This is a genomic window from Pseudomonas sp. LBUM1646 (assembly GCF_059716165.1).
Map to the genome: position 1 here is coordinate 6,791,557 of NZ_CP166810.1, position 20,051 is coordinate 6,811,607.

Annotated in this window: 14 protein-coding genes; all 14 read right to left on the reverse strand. The window is 59.9% G+C overall.

Going from position 1 to position 20,051, the window contains the following annotated elements:
- Positions 1–51: 51 nt before the first annotated feature.
- The 14 genes from ACA071_RS31060 to tssH all read right to left on the reverse strand — a co-directional run bounded on the left by ACA071_RS31060 (position 52) and on the right by tssH (position 20,039).
- Positions 52–2,664, reverse strand: a complete 2,613-nt coding sequence (locus ACA071_RS31060) for a T6SS phospholipase effector Tle1-like catalytic domain-containing protein (protein WP_497642483.1) — start codon at positions 2,662–2,664, stop codon at positions 52–54.
- Complete coding sequence (tli1a, locus tag ACA071_RS31065; protein ID WP_497642484.1) at positions 2,649–3,269, reverse strand: Tli1a family immunity protein; 621 nt, start codon at positions 3,267–3,269, stop codon at positions 2,649–2,651. The genes ACA071_RS31060 and tli1a overlap by 16 nt, the downstream gene beginning before the upstream one ends.
- A gap of 217 nt (positions 3,270–3,486) precedes the next feature.
- Positions 3,487–4,293: a toxin Tle1 chaperone Tla1 gene (gene tla1 / locus ACA071_RS31070; protein WP_497642485.1), complete on the reverse strand. Its 807-nt coding sequence runs from the start codon at positions 4,291–4,293 to the stop codon at positions 3,487–3,489.
- An 11-nt stretch (positions 4,294–4,304) separates the two neighbouring features.
- The gene (locus ACA071_RS31075; RefSeq protein ID WP_497642486.1) at positions 4,305–6,377 is read right to left on the reverse strand and encodes a type VI secretion system Vgr family protein; all 2,073 of its coding nucleotides are present in this window, start codon (positions 6,375–6,377) and stop codon (positions 4,305–4,307) included.
- 28 nt (positions 6,378–6,405) lie between these two features.
- Positions 6,406–7,407 (reverse strand): serine/threonine-protein kinase, encoded by a 1,002-nt coding sequence (locus tag ACA071_RS31080; RefSeq protein ID WP_497642487.1) that lies wholly within the window; start codon positions 7,405–7,407, stop codon positions 6,406–6,408.
- Positions 7,404–8,132, reverse strand: a complete 729-nt coding sequence (locus ACA071_RS31085) for a PP2C family protein-serine/threonine phosphatase (RefSeq protein WP_497642488.1) — start codon at positions 8,130–8,132, stop codon at positions 7,404–7,406. Before ACA071_RS31085 ends, ACA071_RS31080 begins: the two co-directional genes overlap by 4 nt.
- Positions 8,132–11,671 carry a type VI secretion system membrane subunit TssM gene (gene tssM, locus ACA071_RS31090; RefSeq protein ID WP_497642489.1) on the reverse strand — a complete coding sequence of 1,180 codons (3,540 nt, stop codon included), beginning with the start codon at positions 11,669–11,671 and terminating at the stop codon, positions 8,132–8,134. Before tssM ends, ACA071_RS31085 begins: the two co-directional genes overlap by 1 nt.
- 13 nt (positions 11,672–11,684) lie before the next feature.
- Positions 11,685–12,560, reverse strand: coding sequence for a type IVB secretion system protein IcmH/DotU (gene icmH / locus ACA071_RS31095; protein WP_427630967.1), 876 nt, complete (start codon positions 12,558–12,560; stop codon positions 11,685–11,687).
- A 5-nt stretch (positions 12,561–12,565) separates the two neighbouring features.
- Positions 12,566–13,897, reverse strand: coding sequence for a type VI secretion system baseplate subunit TssK (tssK, locus tag ACA071_RS31100; RefSeq protein ID WP_429513207.1), 1,332 nt, complete (start codon positions 13,895–13,897; stop codon positions 12,566–12,568).
- 2 nt (positions 13,898–13,899) lie between these two features.
- On the reverse strand, positions 13,900–14,400 hold the full coding sequence (tssJ, locus tag ACA071_RS31105; RefSeq protein WP_497642490.1) for a type VI secretion system lipoprotein TssJ: 501 nt from the start codon (positions 14,398–14,400) through the stop codon (positions 13,900–13,902).
- Positions 14,401–14,405: 5 nt separating this feature from the next.
- Positions 14,406–15,602, reverse strand: a complete 1,197-nt coding sequence (tagH, locus tag ACA071_RS31110; protein ID WP_497642491.1) for a type VI secretion system-associated FHA domain protein TagH — start codon at positions 15,600–15,602, stop codon at positions 14,406–14,408.
- Positions 15,603–15,619: 17 nt separating this feature from the next.
- Complete coding sequence (locus tag ACA071_RS31115; protein ID WP_008030659.1) at positions 15,620–15,760, reverse strand: hypothetical protein; 141 nt, start codon at positions 15,758–15,760, stop codon at positions 15,620–15,622.
- Positions 15,761–15,853: 93 nt separating this feature from the next.
- Positions 15,854–17,374: a sigma-54 interaction domain-containing protein gene (locus ACA071_RS31120; RefSeq protein WP_497642492.1), complete on the reverse strand. Its 1,521-nt coding sequence runs from the start codon at positions 17,372–17,374 to the stop codon at positions 15,854–15,856.
- A 10-nt stretch (positions 17,375–17,384) separates the two neighbouring features.
- Positions 17,385–20,039, reverse strand: coding sequence for a type VI secretion system ATPase TssH (gene tssH / locus ACA071_RS31125; RefSeq protein WP_497642493.1), 2,655 nt, complete (start codon positions 20,037–20,039; stop codon positions 17,385–17,387).
- Positions 20,040–20,051: the final 12 nt, after the last annotated feature.

Sequence of the window (20,051 nt, forward strand, 5' to 3'; positions counted from 1 at the left end):
GCAAAAACGCAAAGGACGGCTCATCAAGAGCCGCCCTTCAGCGTTTTGCAATTACACAGTCTTTTCAGACGAGTTCAACTTACCAGCCTGATCGGCCACCATGTCCATCCAGCCTCCGGGCTTATCCTCATCGTTAGCCGCTTTGGCCACCAGACTTGCCAAGGCACTAGCGTCTTTCTTGCGGGCTGCTTCGACTGCCTGATGGGCCACCAGGATTTTCTGAAGGACTGGAGTGTTTGCGTTGGCTGCGGTAAGCGGCTGCAGCGCGGGTAATGCGGCGACTTTAGCCACCATGTCGCCTGGTTCTTTGGTGAACGACCTCAACGAATCGAGGTTAGTGAGCATCGGTAGTGCGATACCGGTAAGCGGGTCGAAGGCGCTGATTTCCGGAAGACCAACTTTGCCGCTCAGGACCGGCCGCGCCAAGGACGGCAAGAACAGTCCCAGCAACATGCGAGGATCTTTTTTCTTAATGCTCAGCCCAATACTGGCCAAGGCAATGCCGACCCCTACCACTCGGCCGGCGGTAGCCAAAAGTGATAACTGCTTATTCGACTCATTGTCGAAGTGGACTAACCGAATACGGAAATAGTCTGTAAAGGGTTCACGAGGGCCCATGAGGTCATCCGAATTCATGAACCAGGCGCGAGAGTCATGGACCTGATCATCAAAGAGCGCCACCAAGTCCTCTTTACCTGCTCTTGGTTTACCTGGAGTACTAAACATTTCTTGATAACGCGAAGTCCCCTCTTTATACAAGTAAGTATATTCCTCGGCTTCGTCCTCTTCGTTTATCAAGTAAACAGTTCCGCCCAGCAACATATCCACCACACCGAGGACGGTAAACCCATCCTCCACAGGCCCCCATTCCTGTCGGTAGTCATGACGAAATTCGGCAGCCGCTGCACTTAGTTGTCGATGGTCCAAAGGTGGTTCAAATACCTTTTTCCAAAGCATCTTGTCGACTTCTTCTTGCCCACCAACAATTTGAACATTCAGCTTATTCTCTTGCGCTTGAGCCTGAGAGTAAACCGGCACAGGAAGCTTGTTGCTTTCAGCCACAACTTCTGCATTGTGTCGCTTTTCAATCGCTTTCCAGGCATCTATTTTAGCCTTCGGCATATCCGGAGCAGCATTTTTGAAAAACGATTGTTTTTCTACACCGCCGGCATACCGATCGATTCGCCATCCAGTAATTAAAGCTTGTTCACGCTTCATCATCTCTTCTAAAGGGCCGCTTTTGCACTGTGCTTGCCAAGCATTGAAACGCTTAATGAGTGTTTCGGAAACCATGAACTCCATCTCAAGGCCCGTAGGCATAATTCGCCAAATATCGTGAATCCCTTTTTGCACCGCTGGCTCAGGAACCGTCAATGGCGCACCTGCCATGAACGCTTCGGCATACATGTGCTGTAAAGCGATTTGCGACAATACATGATCTGAGCCAGCGGTAGCCTTACCCTGATCATTTGGTGAGTATCCCCCGCCTACATCCGAATGCACACCCGGATAAATGTATTCGACCGTACCTTGTCGATAACTCGAAGCTTTATTTTTATCAAGGTTGCCGTCAGGTGTTTTAGGACGTCGGCGTATTGAATCCAGTGGAAAACTTGCTCGCTGCTCATGGCCAGAAACCAAATGGACACAGCGCTTTAGAAAAGTACAGTCATCGGGTAACGCCGTGCTCTGGCAAGTGGATGCTGCCTCATCAGGTAGACGCATAGTGCCGTCGGCCCAGTCCATATGCCCGGCCGCAAATGGAAGGCTATCAGCCAATCCAACTGCCGCAACGGTATCAAATACACCTAGAAAGTTTACGGAAATTGGTAATCCCGCAAAACGATACTCAACTTCACCATTCACACCTTGGCAACGAACGAGTTTCTGCAACCAATTAACGAACGTTCTAGCTTCCGCTGCCCCGCGAGAGAACCCATATACATAGAGCCGCATAGCCAATATATGTGGTTTTTCATCGGAGTCGATCCTCTGCTTTATCTTGCCCTGCAGTTTTTCAATCTCTTCACGCAATGCGGCTTCGCGTTTTTTTTCACCGTCTTCCAAAAGACCTGCACTAAAAACGTTACCAAGCCAACTAGTTGCCATCTTTTTCAAGAGAGCTTTTGTTTCATTGATATCTGCTCTCTTTTCTCCTAAATTTCGATTTAACGCATCAAGCAACCTGGTAAGAGCCCAATTAATGCGATTTTCGCCACCACTTGCTCCAACAAGGCCATTTTGATCTGGAGTATATTCATCTACATCAGGAAAAACTGTACCCACGCCAGGGCAGTAATATTTATGGAAGCCCTCATTCTTCAAATCAAAGGACGACTCTAAACTTGCGTGGAAAAGCCGAGCTATATTGCTGCGAGAGTTTGGGGTTGACGAACCATCTGCTTGGTCGTTGTTATTGGTGCCATCAAAAGCCAGTGTGATATGTAATGTTTTACAGCAGGGCGTTCCGATATCCGCCTGGCCCTTAGCCTGAGCAGTCTTGCGTTGATTATTACCAAATTCCTTTTCGTCTTTCTTCTGCAACTGTATGTTCTTCGACAGCTGCCCCGGATCATTCGGCAGCCGACGCGTAAGAGGAAAACTCGGGGCAACTAGTGCACCCTCAGGAGGAGGGGAATCGTCCCCCATCAGTGATTCGAACATGAAGCCGACTCCTTAACTTGAAAGTACGCTTTATCTGGGTAATTAGGGTTTCCGGGTGTAAAGCAAGTCGTAGATACTTTTACTTGGTCGCAGGGTAGAAAGTGAACCTGCAACGCACAAAGTTCCTTGGCGTACTTAGGAATGTCAACAGTTGCTGTGTGGTGAGAATAACCAACGGAGTGACGAACAGCTGCCTCTTTGACAATTTGCCCGTACTGATCACGCTTTAATGACTCGTATGGTTTTGAATCTTTGTCCCACTCGATAACAGCTCTCATTCCAGAGCTCCATTCAACAGGAAGCACGCCACAGCAAACCTCACCTCCACTCTGATTTGGTGGGATCCGAGGACCACCAGCACCGTTAATACTGAAGCTTATAATTTCTGCGGATGTATGGTTGTAACCAGTAATCGGTGCAGACACCATTTTAGGAGCAGCACTGCAAGCGCTTATACAGAACATACTAACTGAGAGGATTAATGATATTCCTCTCGTCTTAGCGCTGATATTTTTTAACCCCAAGCACAATTTTTGTGCAAGCACCTTTGGCATCAACGAGGCATAACCGCATATTTTATTAAACCCATTAATCAATGTAGACATATCTTCGGCTCCTCCAAGTTCATCAGTAGCTATAGGGACTAACGTAGAATTTTCACAAACCGCGTACCTGATCAAAGAACGGGACATGTCACGGGTGCCGACAGCATCGTCGATGGGGCACTGCTGCAACCGCTTAACACCACCAAAACCATCAAAACTCGCGCACAGCACCCTCCAGAAGACAGAATCCTCTCGACCAGTGCTACGAGAATGAATTTCAAATCAACGCCCTAACCGGCTCATCAATCACAAACGCCGAGTTCTCCACCAACCATTGATCAATAAACGGCTCCCGCTCTTCCGGCTCTTTCAATCCTTTCTGATTCGCCGCCAATTGGCTGCGGTACAGATGACGAATAAGGCTTTCATTGCGGCTCAGACCGTAGTGCTGCGGGATGGCGCAGTGGTCGATGCGGTAGGCGTCGGCTTCGGTCCAGGCGAGCAGGTTGGCCACTTGTGGGTGGTCGAACATGACGGGGGCGCTGGGTGGGACGGCGGCGTGGCGGACGTAGTTGCCGGGCAGGCTTTGTGGGCGTTGGTCGCGGTCGAGCCAGTGCCAGGAAATGACGGCGGCGTGGAAGGCGTTGCTTTGCGCGGGGGTGAGGGTTTCGGCGACGGGCAGCAGCAGGCGCGGGTCGTAGTAGCGCAACACGCCTTCCGAGCGGCCCTGGTTCCATTGGGCCTGGAGGAAGCCGCGCAAGTGGTCGGCCAACGCTTCAAACGTCCACGGGCTGAACAGGGCGACGACGTGTTTGTTGCAGTCGACGGCGCTGATAAAGGTTTTCAGCCAGGGCCGTTGGGAAGTTTCCACGCGCAGCAGCAGCGGGCCGAAGTCGGCGATGGCGACTTCCGGGGTGTTTTCGAACAGTTTGGCCAGTTTCGGTGCGTCGGTTTGCTCTGCCAGTTCTTGCAGCAGCGGGTAGTCGAGGCTGGTGGCGTCGATCAGCAGGTCGAGGTGCTGGTGTTGCAGTTGCTGGGCGTTGACCCATAACTCGTCGAGCCAGTGCAGGTTGCTTGTGGTCATGAAGTCGTCCTTTATCGCGCGGCCAGGGCCTGGGCGTTACGTTTGGCCCGTGCCAGGCATTCTTTGCAGACTGGCGGTGGCGGCATCGGTGTCGGTGTGTTGCCGAGTGCCTGGGGCGGTACGTCGCCAGCGATGTCCGCGTCGGCAGCCCCCGGCAGCACCGGCGGCTTGATCCCGATCCCCGTGCCCGAACCCGCCGACCCACCCGCATTAATCTTCACCACCGGCCCAACCACCGTAATCCCACCGGCATCCAGCTTGATGAAACTCCCCCCGGCCTTAACCGTGAGTTCCATCCCAGCCTCAATGACAATCTTGTCCCCGGCCTTCAGATGAATCTCTTTCCCAGCACTGGTCAGCTGCGCGGTCCCGAGCTTCACATGCTGGCTCTGGCCGATCGTCAGGTGATCATCCATCCGCGTTTCAATCTTGCGGTCGGCGATGGTGGTGCGGTGTTCTTCGGCTTTGAGTTCGGTGTAGGTGTTCTTCTCCACGGTGTCGTGGCGTTCATTGCCGACGCGGATTTTTTGGTCGTGCTCGATGTTTTCATCCCAATCGCGCTGGGCATGCAGGTAGATCTGTTCCGCGCCTTTTTTGTCTTCAATGCGCAGTTCGTTGTAGCCGCCGCCCCCCGGTGAGCTGAGGGTTTTGAACACGGTGCGGGTTTTGTTCGCCGGCAGTTCGTAGGGGACCTGGTTTTCCTTGTGGTACAGGCACCCGGTCACCAGTGGCTGGTCGGGGTCGCCTTCGAGGAAGGTGACGAGGACTTCCATGCCGATGCGCGGGATGGCGATGGCGCCGTAGCGGTCGCCGGCCCAACTCGAGGAGACGCGCATCCAGCAGCTGGTTTTGTCGTCGGCCTGGCCTTCGCGGTCCCAGTGGAATTGCACTTTGATGCGGCCGTATTGGTCGCAGTGGATTTCTTCGCTTTTAGGGCCGGTGACCAGTGCCGTTTGACTGCCGAGGACGCGGGGTTTGGGGTGTTGCAGCGCCGGGCGGTAGAACACGGCCCACGGGGTGGCGAGGAAGCGGTTGCGGTAGCCCTGGTGGAAGTCGTCTTTGTTGTCGGTGGTGTCGCTGGTCACCGATTCTTCGAGGACTTGCGGCTGTTTGCCTTCGTGGAGGATTTCGGTGAGCAGCCAGAGGTCGTTCCACTCGGTGCGCGGGTGGTCGGAGAGTTCCAGGAAGTGGCCGCTGACCAAACGCGTCTGGTCGCCGTGGCCTTCGGCTTGTTGGTAGTCGGCGCGGTGGCGTTCGAGGGCGCGTTGGCTGAGGAACTTGCCGCGCGCGCGGTCGATGAAACGGCCGGGGTAGTCGTAATCCTCCAGATCCGGTTCGGTGCTTTCGCCTTCAGGTTTATAGCCGGCTTCGAGTTGCAGGCGTGGCTTTTCAAAGTCGTAGTCGCGACGGGTGACGCGGCCGGTGCGGGTTTCCAGGCGTAGCTTGAAGCCTTTGATCACCGGTTCTGTGGCGACCATGCCGCTACCTTGCACATACGCGGTGGGCTGGCCGAGTTTGGGGAACACGGTCTGGTCGTCGCCGAACACCAGCAAATGCCCTTTTGGCGTGTGCTGGAAGTGGTAGTGAATGCCTTCTTCTTCGCACAAACGCTGCACGAAATGCAGGTCGGTTTCGTCGTACTGCACGCAGTAATCACGATCCGGGCACGGCACGCTCAACTGGAAGTTGTAGGCGTTGCCCTTGATGCCGTGTTCTTCGAGGATCAGCGCGATGATTTTCGGCGCCGACATCTGCTGGTAGATGCGCTGGTTGGTGCGGTGGTGCAGGTATTGCAGTTGCGGCACCAGGGAGATTTTGTAGCGGGTCAGGCGTTTGCCGGCATCGCCCTGGGCGACGCGGTAGATCTGGCCGTGAATGCCAGAGCCTTGCGGGTCGAACGCCAGGAACGCCTGTTTGTGCAGGAGCTTTTCCAGGTCCAGGTCGGGGTTTTCGCTGACCAGTTCCACGTCGATGCGATAGGGCTGGCTGATGCCTTCGGTGCCGGTGAACGACAGCACTTGCAGGTCGCCCACGTAGTCTTCAACGGTCAGGCTGAAGTGCGTTTCGTTAGCTGGGTTGAACATTGGTCGATCCCTGTTCGAGTGTCATCCGTTACGCCGATAGTCGCAGGCGTTGCAGCCAGGACGAAGTGGCGCCCATGGCGTCGCGTAATTGAGCGGCGCTGACCGTACGATCAGCCGCGTTGAAGGTCAGCGCGTTGCGCAGGGCTGGCCAGCAGTGTTTCGGTAGATTTTTCGGTGCATGCAGTTCGCGCTCCAGGCGTTCGTCGCGGGCCTGGGTCGAGGGCAAGCGGCGGAACGGGTGTTTGCCGCCCGCCAGTTCGTAGAGCACGCAGGCGACGCCGTAGACGTCGGCGCTGGCGGTCAGCGGCTGGCCTTCGAGCAGTTCGGGGGCGGCGTAGCCGGGGGTCCAGGCGTTGAAGCGGCTGCGGCTCAGGTGTGGCAGGCCGGGCAGGATGCCCTCTTCGGCCTGGCCGAGGCCGAAGTCAAACAGGCGCACGCCTTCTTCGCTGAGCATGACGTTGCTCGGTTTCATGTCGCCGTGCAGCACGCCGCGAGCGTGGGCGTAGGCCAGCGCGTCGAGCAGCGGCAGCGCGATGTCGCGCAGTTCTTTCCACGGCAGGCCCAGAGGCCGCTCGCAGAGTAATTTGTCCAGGGTCAGCCCACGCATGAGTTCCATGGTGATGAAGGCGCGCTGGCAGTCGGTGTCGACTTCAAAGGTGTGAAAGCGCAGCACGTTGTCGTGGCGCAAGCGTCGGGTCAGGGCGAACTCGCTGTAGAGCAAGGCACTGGCGTCCGGCGATTCGGCAAATTCTTCGCTGAGAATTTTCAGCGCGATGTAAGGGTCGGGATCGCCGAACTGTTCGCTCAGCAAGTCCCGTGCGCGGTAAACCGCGCCCATGCCACCGGCACCGAGCAGGCGCTCGATGCGGTAACGGCCTGCGAGCACGTCGGGCAATTCGCCGACGCTGGCCCGTGTTGGCGCCAGTGCAGGTTCCGCCTGATGAGATTTGGCGAACGCAAAGTAGGTCAGGTTGTTGTCCTGCTCTTCGCTCACCAGCAGGTCGTCGATCGGTCGCATGAGTTCAGTCATTGGCGGATCACCACAGCAGTCAAGTTGTCCCGGGCCGCGCCACGCAAAGCGCCATCGAACAGACGCTCCAGCGCAACGTGCGGCGCGGTCAGGCTCAGGGCGTTGCCCAAGGCATCGCTGCTGAGCCCTTGGTACAAACCGTCGCTGCACAACAGGAACGCATCGCCGGGGTAAACCTCGAGTTCGAGCACGTCCAGCGTCAGCACATCGGCCGCCCCGACCGCACGGGTCAGGGCATGGGCCGATGGATGGGCGCGGGCGTCTTCGACGCTCATATTTTGCTCGTCGATCAGTTGCTGTTGCAGCGAATGGTCCTTGGACAGCTGATACAAGCGCTGGCCACGCCACAGATAGCAACGGCTGTCGCCGGCCCAGATACAGGCCGCGCGACTGCCTTCCACCAGCAGCGCCACCACGGTGCTGCCCATGATGCTGTCGTGGCGCCCGGCCGTGACGGTCAACTCCTGACCCAAGCGGCGATTGATCCAGTGCAAGCACTGGCGAATGCCCTTGAGTCGTTCGTCGAAGTCGTCCTGCACCGGCAATTCCGCCAGGCTGGCGACGATCAACTGGCTGGCGATGTCGCCACCCTGATGACCGCCCATGCCGTCCGCGACCACCCACAGCCCCTGCTGTGGCGAGTCGAGGAAGGCATCTTCGTTGCGCGCCCGAACCTTGCCCGGATCGGTGCGCGCAGCGCTGCGCCAGGGACTGGCAACCTGCATCAGAGTTGCACCGGCATACGGAAGGTCCGCAGCACGCCCATGTCGAACGGGTTCGGCGTGCGTTGGCTCGACAGCAGGTAGTTGGCGCGCAGGCCACCCACGTCCGCTTTCAGCACCAGCACGTCGCGACCGTTCAGGTACTCGGTCTGCATCAGGTCGAACAGACGGAACAGCGACCAAGGGCCGGTGTTCTTCTCGATACCGATCGGGCGGCCGGCCATTTTGTCGAGGACCAGGCTGGTGCGACCGTCTTCAGCATCGGTCGGCCATTTGAACGACACCGGCACGATCGGGCCGTGACGGTATTCGATGGTCTTGTCGCCAAACTTGAACTCGGAACGGCTGACGGCCGGGTCGAGGGTGTACGGCTCCAGTTTGAATTGCACTTGCGGCTCGGCCGGGTTCTCGGCAAAGAAGCTCTGGCGAATGGTTTGCGCCGCCGCCATCTGGTCGAGGTAGACCTTGGAGATCGGCAGGCTGTGACCATCGACGCTGCGCATGCGGTAGTTGCCCGGATCGCCGCTGACGAAGGGACGCATGTAGGTTTCGAAGAAGCGGTCGTTGATGCCTTGAGCCTTGAAGAACTCGCGGAAGTCGCTGATCGCCACGTCGCTGGTGCTGTGGGCGCTGAACGGATAACGCTTGTTGATCGCCTTACCGTAGAAGCTATACAGCTCGCTCTGGTAGCGCTGGTTCAGGTACGCGTAGGAATCGTTGAGCACCAGACGCCAGGTGTCTTCGGCCAGCACGTTGAACCAGACACTGACCGGACGCGGCAAACGGTTGGACGCATTGCGCAGGTTGCTCAGCGCATCACGCTGGCCGCCCATGCGGGTCTTGGCCATTTCGAACGCCGCCTGCTCCGGCGAACTGGCACGAGCCAGGCTGGCCACTTGCAATTGCAGGTCGTTGAGCGCGGTCAGGGCCGGGGTCAAATCAGCGGCCGGACCGTTGTTGTCATCCAGCAAACGGTGCAGCGGTTCGAAGCGCCGTTGCAGGGACTTCTTCGCGGTGTCCGGCAGGTTCTTGGTCGCGGCCATGTCCGAGGCCTTGTCCGCTGCAGCCGACGCCAGTTTGCCGATTTTGCCCAACTTGCCCTTCTGATCAGCCAGTGCGCCGGCGGCATCCGCCGCCTGATCAACCGGTTCGGCTTCTGCCGGGAACCGGGTGTTCTCGCGCACTTCCACCAGCAGTTGCAGCACTGGCGAGTTGGCCGAAGTCAGGCCCGCCAGTTGCTCGGCGCCTTCGCTGAATTCGTTGATCGGTGGCAGGGCAACCTGGCCGACCGCTTCACTCCAGAAGTTGGCGTAGTCGCGGAAGTACAGTTGCTCCAGTTCGACCATCAGGCGACGCAAGTCCATGCCGCTGATGCCCGAGCCTTCGCCCAGCACCCAGTTGTCGCGCAGGATATCGGTGACCAGCGCCGAGCCCTGGATCGAGAAGTATTGCTGATAACCCTGTTGGGTGTAGAACCCCGGGATCACGTAGTCGGTGCCGACAAACAGCGCCGCTTGCGGGCCCATATGTTGACTCAAACGGTATTCCGGCAGGTTGCGGGCCTGCTCGCGCAGCATCCGGTAAACCACGTTGGCCAAGGACTCACTACGCAATACCTGACGCGCCTGGGCCACCAGTTGATCGTTGAGCGGGTAGATAAACGGTTGCTGCAGCAAACGCTCGAAGTGCGTGTTCAAACCGTTCTGTACCGCGGTGTTGCCGGCGTAGCGCTGGGACCAGTCGGTAGCGACCCAATCCTTGAGCCAGCCTGCATCGCGGCGATCCTTCATGTTCAGCATCAGGTACGCACGCAGGCTGTTGAGCAAGCGCTCGCGGTCCTGCATGTTGGCGCGGATCTGCCCTTCGAGCAGGGTCGCGACCCGTGGCAACAGTTGCGCTTCAAGCTCACGCTCGTAGGCTGCCTTGACCACCGGGTTGGACTCTTCGCCCTGGTACAGACCGCCGCGCTCGTGGTAACTCACGTCACCCTTTTTCGGGAAAACCTGGGTCGCCGCGTAGCTGGTGTCGAGGGTTTTGAGCACGGCCATGGAATCGTCACGCGCGGTCAGAGCCGAGCGCGATTGCGTCCAGTTTTGCGCCAGGTTACGCAGGTTTTCCAGACGCTCGTAGTTGGCGGAGAAACCGCCAGCCCACAGGATGCCGAACAGCGCCAATGCCGCCAACGCCCCCACGTACAGAGCACGCTGGCCCCAGTGGATGCGGCTGCGTTCGCGCTTGTCCAGGCCCGCCAGGTCGGCTTCCGGGAAAATTACGCGGCTGAGCAAATGGTGAATGAAGCGCGAACGGCCGCTGCGCAGGGTCGGCAGCACGCCGGCATTCATCCCCAGATTGGCGCCGATGCCGGCGGTGGTCTGGTCCATCTCTTGCGTCAGGTGCGGTGCGCTGGTCAGGTAGAAACCGCGCAACTGGCTGACTCGCTGGTAGCGGTTGCCGGTGAACGCCATGTCGACGAACAGGCACAGGCGCTCGCCGATCTGCCCCAGTTGATGCGGGAAGTCGAGGATGCGGCCACGGCGCTGGGTGTCGCGCTCCTGGTGCATGCGCATGATCACTTGGCTGTTCAGGCGACGCAGCAGTTCTTCGAACTCGGCGCGCAACACGGCCACATCGGTGCCGCTCTGCTCTTTGCGGAAGCTGGTGCCGAGCACCTGATCGCTTTCTTCGCGGGTCAGTTGATCGAAGAACTCGTCGAAGCCGAGCAGGCGATCAGCCTTGCTCAATACGAGATAGATCGGCACGTCGACGTGCAGTTTCTGATGCACGTCTTGCAGACGGGCACGGACCTGGCGAGCCAGGGTGTCAAGGTCTTGCTCGCTGCCGCCCAGCAGGGTTTCCACCGGAATGGTCACCAGCACGCCGTTCAACGGACGGTTGCGGCGACGCTTGCGCAGCAGGTCGAGCAAGGTGCTCCAGGCGCTGCCATCGACTTCGGCATCCGGCTGGGTCAGGTAGCGGCCAGCGGTGTCGATCAGCACGCCGTGGTCGGCGAAGTACCAGTCGCAATGACGGGTGCCGAGGGTGTCGCGGGTCAGTTTGCGATCGATCTTGTTGATCGGAAACTCAAGGCCCGAGAAGTCCAGCAAACTGGTCTTGCCGCTGCCCTGTGGACCAATCAACAGGTACCAAGGCAAATCACTGCGCCAGCGCTCACTGCGACCACGATACAGGCTCGAAGTCTTCAGGGTTTTCAGTGCGTCTTTGAAACGCACCTTCAACTCTTTCTGCTCTTCGTCGATCAGCTCTTCGCGGCGGATACGATCCTGTCCGTCTTCGGTGTCTTCGATGGCTTTCTTACGAACGCCAGCGCGCCAGCTGACGAAGACCATGGTCAGGCCCCAGATCAGGAACAGCACACTGATGGTCAGCAGGCGGGAGGTCGAACCTTCCCAGAACTTGTAGTCATCCACCGCCAGCAGCGGCCCGACGAACCACACCAGCAGCGCGACAAACAGCACCACCAGCAAGGTCCAGACCCAGGTCTTGCGCAAGAATGCGCCGACTTTCTTGAAAAACTTTTTCATCACACGTCCCTGTTTACGGCTGCGACTGCGGCTGGACCGCGGCCGGATCTAGCTGCTGATAAGGTTGCAGAACCGTTTCGCGTTGCTCGCCCAGTACCCAGGCAAAACCCGAATACATCACCACCAGGCACACCACGGTGAACAGCACCACCATCCACGCCGGCACGATGCGCACCAGGCTGCGGCGCTGATCGTTCAAGCCTTCCCAATGGGGCGACAGCTCACGGGGCACGTCGCCGCGCAGTTGACGAATCTGGCGATACAAAGCGTCGCGGATGCCTTCGAGCTCGAGCATGCCGCGGGCTTGCACCCGATACTTGCCTTCGAAGCCCAGGGACAGGCACAGGTACATCAGCTCCAGCATCGGCAGGTGCTTGACCGGGTTTTTCGACAGGCGATCCAGCAGTTGGAAGAACTTCTCGCCGCCGAAGGTTTCGTTGTGGAAGCTGCTGAGCAGACTCATCTGCGACCACTCGCTTTCGTTGCCCCACGGGGTGGTCACGACGGCTTCGTCGACCACGGTGCAGAGTACGTAACGGGCGGCCATCACCTGGCTGCTTTCGGCGCCGTTGTGCAGCGCGCGCACTTCAAACAGCTTCAGCGCGGAAGTCAGTCGCTCGTTGAGCGCGTACATGTCTTCGCGGGTGTCGCTGTGCTTGAGGCGCACCACTTCCGACAACAGGTCGGAAGCGGCGGCCACCAGCGAATTGAGGCTGATGTTGAACGCTTCGGCCGGGCGCAAACGCGCGGCGTAGATCATGCGTTCTTCGAGCTGTTCGAAACGCGGCGGTGCGGCGAAATCTGTCAGCGGACTCTGCGCCGGGCCGTGGCCCTGGCGGTCGAGCAGGACGGTTTTATCGTCCTGGTTGTATTCCGTGTCCTTGATCATTTCGGTCAGTTCCTGATGGCCCAGAATTTCAGTTCAAGCTCGGCAAATTCGCCGGACACGTGGAACGCGAAGCCGCCGGAGCGCTCGAGTTGTGCCAGGTCTTCGGAACTGAGTTCGAGGATGAAATAGGTTTTGTTGGAGTGGAACGCGATCTGCCGCGGGGCCACCGGCAACGGTTTGACCTTGATGCCTGGCAGATGCAGGTTGACCAGTTGGCGAATGCGCTCCACCGGGCCGACCTTGAGGTGCGCCGGCAAGCGGTGGCGCAGTTCTTCGGAATCGCAGTTGGCACTGGCCGCGAGCACGAACGACGCCGAGCCCAGCAGTTTGTGGTCGTGCAACGGCGAGACGATGATCCCGTACTGACGCGCTTGCAGCACCAGTTCGATGGCGTGCTGTTCGAGCACCATCGACAACACCTGACGAATCGCTTCCATCAGTTTGCGGAAGCTCGCGCCCTGGTCGCTGTGCTGGTAACGGCTGTCCAGGCGCGGGCGTTTGCTGTCGCTGGAGAACGTCGCCAGATCACCGAGCATGGTCAGCAGCGTGCGGTACAACTCTTCCGGGTGAACCTGTTCCAGGCCGAGGTAGTGGCGCAGCAACAGTTCGGTGCGGTTGATCAGTTGCAGCATCATGAAGTCGCCGACTTCCGCGCCACCAACCTTGCCGTTGGAGCGGATCCGGTCGGCGATGGTGTCGCCCCGGTGGCCGAGCATGCTGATCACTTCTTTGAGGCACGACAGCAGGTAGCTGGAGGAATGCGCCTGGATGTAGGTCGGCACGAAGTCCGGGTCGAGGCTGATCACGCCGTCGGGCGTGGTGTCGAGCACTTCGCAGATCTTCAGCTTCACGTAGGCCTGATCGCTCTGCTGCTCGCCGAGCAACAGTTTGAAGTCCGGACGGGCGCAGCTGACCTGGCTGGCGGAGTCGTCGCCAGCGTTGGAGTCGGCGACTTCCGCTTCATACGCGGTGAAGCGCGCCAGCACGTCGGATTGCTCTGGGCGACGGGCTTCGATGTGGTTACCGGTGACCAGCGGCAGCGCCAGGTAGATTGGCGTGTTGCCGGTGTTCGGCGGTACGTCCAGGGCCAACGGCTCGGTGTTGCCGCCCAGTTCGAACAGGCTGCCGTCCGGCAAAATCCCCGAGGCCTGGCTGATCACCAGTTTGCCCATGTTGAGGAACTGCAAGTCGATGTCCAGGTTCAGGAAGCCCCAGGTGTAGCTGCCCAGCAACTGGGTGCGGGTCTTCATCTGGTGGTCGTAGTAACGATCGTTGTGCTGGAAGTGCTGCGGACGCAGCAACATGCCTTCCTGCCAAATGACTTTATGGGAGTTCATGATCAGTCAACCGCCTTGGCGAGCGTTTCATTGGTGTTGCGGATGCCGGCCTGGTCGAGGGTCAGGTCAGCCTCGGTGAGTGCCACCGGGGTAACTTGCACCGTGTAGCGCCATTTGGTTTCCGGCAGGTCGCGGTAGGCGGCAAGAACGCCGACGTAGCGGCTGCCCTCCTCCACGCTGAGCTTGAGCTCGACGGTTTCGCCCGGACGCAGTTCCAGCTCTTCGGTGGCGACCATGTCCGGGGCCAGAGATTCCTTGGCGCGCTCGTACAGGCTGAAGAAGTCAGCGTTCTCGAAGGCCACCGGGTGCTTGAGCTCGAACAGACGCACGACAATCGGCGACGGACGCCCGTTGAGGTCCGGGTTCAGCTGATCGCTGGCGGTCAACTTCAGGTTAAGTTTGGTCACGGTGGAATACGGCGACAGCGACGAGCAGCCGGCCAGCAGCAACAGGGCTGTCAGCGCAGTCAGCGTCTTGAAAAAAGCGGTCGAGCAGCGAGACATGCGCATCATCCTTGGTGGTCGGTGTGTAGGGTGGAAATCAGACGGATCTGTTCTTCGTAAGCCTGGGCAAAGTCGCGGGCCAGCAGGCGTTCGCTCCAGTCATCATCCTGGCGCAGGGCCTGGTGATAACGGCCGTAGGCTCTCCAGCGGCTGCCGGACGTGGCCAGGATCGGTTTGTTGTCGCGCTCGAAACGCAAGGTCAACTGCTCGGGCGAGAAGTGTTCCAGCGTGCCGCGAACGGCCGCGCGGCTGGCGGTCAGCAAGGCCACCTGGTGCGCCTGCAAATCGCGGAACGAGCGGGAGATCGCCTGCTCGGCCGGCATCTGCCCCGGTTTGTTGGGCTGCAGCAGAATCTCCAGCGCTTCACCGGGATCCACGGCAAATTTGAGCGGGTTTTTGTGGTTGCCCTGAACGAGGGTCTGGGCCAGGCGCAGTTCGTTTTTCAACTCGCTGCGGGTGCGCAGGCTCTGTTGCAAACCACCGACGCTCTGCCGCAGCAGACGCGCAGCGTGCAGCGCCAAAGCTTCGCGGGCGTCGTGGTCGAGGCCTTTGAGGTCCACGCCCAGCGCCGCACCGAAGTGCTCCCAGAAACCGTCGCTCTGACGCTCGACGGCTTTCGGCGCCGGGGCTGGCGCAGGTTCGGCCGGGGCGTCGATCAGCTCCGGGACCATCAGGCTTTCCATGTCGATACGCGCGTAGTCGGCGCGTTGACGGGTGTCCTCGGGGGCATTGCGCGGGGAGATCAGTTCGTCGATTTCCGAGTACACGCGCTCTTGCTGGTCGAGGGCGTTCATCGGGTCGAGGTCGAGGAACGCATCGTCAGGAATGATGCTGCCCGCCGCCTGCGGACGGCCGACTTCGACGTCGAAGGTCGCCGGGTCGCGCACCAGGCGCGCACGGATCTCGAAGTCACCCAGCACGTAGACGCTGCCGTGCTCGATGCGCATGGCTTCGCCCTTGCGCAGGCGCGCGCCGCTTTCGTTGTCCTGAATACCGTTGCTGCTGGTATCGGTCAGGTAAAACGTGCCTTCGCGGTAGCTGATCAACGCGTGGTGGTTGGACAGGTGACGCTTGCGGTCCGGGATGATCCAGTCGCAATCCTCGCCCCGGCCAATCACGCCACCGGCCTGCTTGAAGGTCTTCTGGCACAAATCCGTGGGCACGAACTGCTTGGTGTTCAGCATTTCGAAAACCAGTTCCATGATGATGCTCCTTGCGGTCACTTGCCGCGATTGACCGCCTGCGGATCACCCAATGGGCGATAGGTGTTGTCGTTGAATTTGTAATTGCCGCTGCAGCCGCCGAGGCCGCATAGAACGACGAGGGTCAGCAGGACGGCTTGCCAGTGACGAACAGACATCAGAGGGACTCCAGAGGTAGACAAAGTACAAAGCGCCGACCCTTTCGGGCGGCGCTGTTAGTAGCGAATAAGGTGAAATCGAGGGTCATTTGCCTACCCATCGAAATCACCCAAGTTGATATTCAGGCGCCCGAGGCGATAAAGCAGGGTGCGACGTGGCAGTCCGAGTTCGCGGGCGGCAAGGGTCTGGTTGCCGTCGTTTTTGCGCAGGCAATCGAGCAGCAGGCTGCGTTCGACCTGCTCCAGACGTTCACGCAAATTCAGGCTGCTGTTGTCTTCCGGCATGGCTTCCATGCGCAGGGAAAAATGTTCGGCCAGCAACTCGCCGCCCTCGCACAGCAGCACTGCGCGTTCGACCAGGCCTTTGAGTTCGCGCACGTTGCCGGGGAAGGCGTAGCCGGACAGGTGATCCAGCGCCGCCTCGGACCAGCGCACCGCATCCCGCTGCAAAAACGCGCAGGCCTTTTCGGCGAAGTGCCGGGCCAGATCAAGAATGTCGCCTTCGCGATGACGCAGGGCCGGCAACTCGATCGGGAATTGCGCGAGGCGGTAGTACAAGTCCTCGCGGAATTTGCCTTCGCTGACCAACACCGCCAGATCCCGGTGCGTGGCGGCGATGATGCGCACGTCGATTTTGTGCGTGTCGTTGGAACCCAGCGGACGGATCTCGCCTTCCTGCAAGACGCGCAACAGCTTGGCTTGCAGGGACAACGGCATGTCGCCGATTTCATCGAGCAGCAAGGTCCCGCCATTGGCCGCATCGAACAGTCCGGCGCGGTCACGATCAGCGCCGGTGAACGCGCCTTTGCGGTAGCCGAACAACTCGCTTTCCAGCAAGTTCTCGGGGAACGCCGCGCAGTTCTGCACGATGAACGCCTGGGAACGGCGCGGCCCGCAATCATGAATCGCCCGCGCGACCACTTCCTTGCCGGTGCCAGTTTCGCCGCGCAGCAGCACGGTGTACGGGCTGTGCAGGACTTTGCTGATCAGTGAATAAGTCTGGCGCATGGCCGCACTTTTGCCGATCAAGCCATAACCGCTGACGCTCGGAGCACCGCGCATGACCGGCGCGGCAGCACTTGCAGGCTGACGCAGGCGTTGCAGCAGATGCAATTGGCCGAGCACGAACGACCCCAGTTGCCCGAGGGAATCGGCAAAGCCTTGCAGGGCGATGTGCCGAGGACTGGCGCACAGCAGCAAGCCTTCGACAGCCTTCTGCTGATTGACCAGCGGCACGCACAACAGCGACTGCCAAGGTGTGGCCTGCAGCGGCAGAAAACTGGTTTCGTGCAGGCTGCCGCTCAACTCGCCGAGGCACACCACGCGGTTCTGGCACAGGGCGAATTGCAGCAGTTGTTCACCGGTGTAATCCGCCGGCAGGCTCGCCGCGCCCTGGAGTTGCAGGGTGCCATTGAGGCACTCGGCGTTCATTCCCAGGCAAGTGTGGGTCGCGTCCAGCAGGTACAACTGGGTCAGCTCGCAACCACTGAGCTCGGCCAAACCGCGCACGAAGTCACCCAGCAGCGCAGCACCGTCCGCTGCCCGCGACAAGCTGGCGAATTGCGCCAGCAAGGCTTCGGCATAGACCAGTGGTTGCGGCACTTGAGTGAACATCACACCCACCTCAGGCGAACTCGCAAATCACGCTGGCGTTGCCGTCGAGCGTTGCGTGAACGCGCTTGAGGCTTTCACCGGTGGCCATCGCATCGAGCAAGCGGTCGGCCACCAGCGGCAGCACATGCAGGTCGAGCAAATGATCGATCAGGCGCGCGCCGCTGTCGCTTTGGGTGCAGCGTTCGGACAGGTGATCGACGAGGTTCTGGCACCAGGTGAAATCCAGCTGACGACGGTTGAGGCGCTCGCCCAAACGACCGAGTTTGATTTCGATCAGCTCGCGCAGCACCGGACCACCGACCGGGAAGTAAGGAATCACGCGCATCCGCGCCAGCAGCGCCGGTTTAAAGTGTTTGCTCAGCACCGGGCGAATGGTTTCTTCAAGCACTTCGGCCGATGGCCGCTCGCCGTTTTCGCAGAGTTCGGCGATGAGGTCGCTGCCCAGGTTCGAGGTCATCAGGATCAACGTGTTGCGGAAGTCGATCTCGCGTCCTTCGCCGTCGTTGGCCACGCCTTTGTCGAAGATTTGGTAGAACAGGTTGAGCACGTCCGGGTCGGCTTTTTCGACTTCATCGAGCAGCACGACGGAGTACGGCTTCTGCCGTACCGCTTCGGTGAGCATGCCGCCTTCGCCATAACCGACGTAGCCTGGCGGCGCACCGATCAGGCGCGAGACGGTGTGCTTCTCCTGGAACTCGGACATGTTGATGGTGGTGATAAAACGATCACCGCCGTACAGCAAATCGGCGAGGGCCAGCGCGGTTTCGGTCTTGCCGACGCCGCTCGGGCCGACCAGCAGGAACACGCCCACCGGCGCATCAGGCTTGTTCAGGCCGGCCGCGGTGGCGCGCATCGAGCGATCCAGCGCGTGGACCGCTTGTTCCTGACCACGGATGCGCACACGCAAATCGGTGGCGAAGCTCGCGACTTTGGCGTTGTGCTCACGGGCCAGTTGCGCCAAGGGCACGCCGGTCCAGGCGCTGATCACTTCAGCCACCAGACGCGGGCAGACTTCGAAGCTCACCAGCCGTTCTTTGACTTGCAGTGCCGTCAGGGTTTTGTGGGTTTCGTTGAGTGCGGCTTCCAGGGTTTCAACGCTTTGCGCTTCGTCCACGGTCGTTTCAACGGTTTCGATCACGGTACCTTCGGCGTCTTCTTCAACCGTGACGGGCGGTTCGACGGCGACCGCGACCCGGGCCTTGGCCAGTTGCTGACGCAGGTCCAGCAGGCGCTCGGCGAGTTCCTTCTGTTCAGTCCACAGGGCTTCCAGCGCGACGCTTTCGTCTTCGGCTTCTTCCAGACGCGCTTCCAAAGCATCCAGCGCTTCGTGATCGATCAGCAGACCAGCCTCGGCATCACGGCGCAGGGCCTGACGCTGACGGCCACCTTCCGCCAGTTCGCCACGCAGGCGCTCCAGGCTTTCCGGGGCAGCAGCGAGGCTGATGCGAACGCGGGCGCAGGCGGTGTCGAGTACGTCGACGGCTTTGTCCGGGAGCTGACGGCCGGCGAGGTAACGCGCCGACAATTCCGCCGCTGCAACCACTGCGTCATCACGCAGGTAGATGCCGTGGCTCTTCTCGTAGACCTGAGCCAGACCACGAAGAATGGTCACCGCTTCGCTGACGGTCGGTTCGTGCAGTTGCACCGGTTGGAAACGACGGGCCAGGGCCGGGTCTTTTTCGAAGTATTTCTTGTACTCCGCCCACGTGGTGGCTGCGATGGTGCGCAACTCGCCACGGGCCAGGGCTGGCTTGAGCAGGTTGGCCGCATCGGAACCGCCGGCGTTGCCGCCGGCGCCAATCAGGGTGTGGGCTTCGTCGATAAACAGGATGATCGGTTTTGGCGAGGCTTTGACTTCGTCGATCACGCCTTTCAAGCGACGTTCGAATTCACCTTTGACGCTGGCACCGGCCTGCAACAGGCCCATGTCCAGGGACAGCAACTCGACGCCTTTCAGTACTTGCGGCACTTCACCGGCGGCGATGCGCGAAGCCAGGCCTTCAACGATGGCGGTTTTACCGACGCCGGCTTCACCGACCACGATCGGGTTGTTCTTGCGCCGACGGGCGAGGATGTCGACCATCTGGCGGATCGCGCCATCGCGGCACAGCACCGGGTCGAGCTTGCCGTCGCGGGCCTGTTGGGTCAGGTTGTGGGTGAAGCGCTGCAGCAGCGATTCGCCAGGCACGGTTGTTTTGCCGCTGGCCGGTTGCTCTTTCTGCGACAGGGCGAATTCTTTCAGGCGCTCGATGTTCAGCTTGGCCAGCAACGCCTGATAACGGCTGCCGGCGTAGCGCATCGGGTTGCGCAACAGCGCGAGGATCAGCGCTGCTTGCTCGACCTGGGTCTGGCCCAGTTCAAGGTTGGCCACCAGCAAGGCGTCTTGCAGCCATTGCACCAGTTCCGGGGCGAACACCGGGTTGCGCGAGGCACTGTGCTCGACCCGCGATTGCAGGGCGGCACTCAGTTCACCGGCATCCACTTCGGCATCTTGCAGCGCGCGTGCGAGCAGGCCTTGCGGGCGCTCCAGCAAGCCCAGCAGCAGGTCTTCGACGAGGATCTTGCTGCCGCCACGGGCGACGCAGCGCTCGGCCGAGCTTTCCAGGTCACGACGGGTTTCGGCGTCCAGCGCCTGAATCAGTTGTTGCAGGTCTACGTTGCTCATGAGTCATCTGTC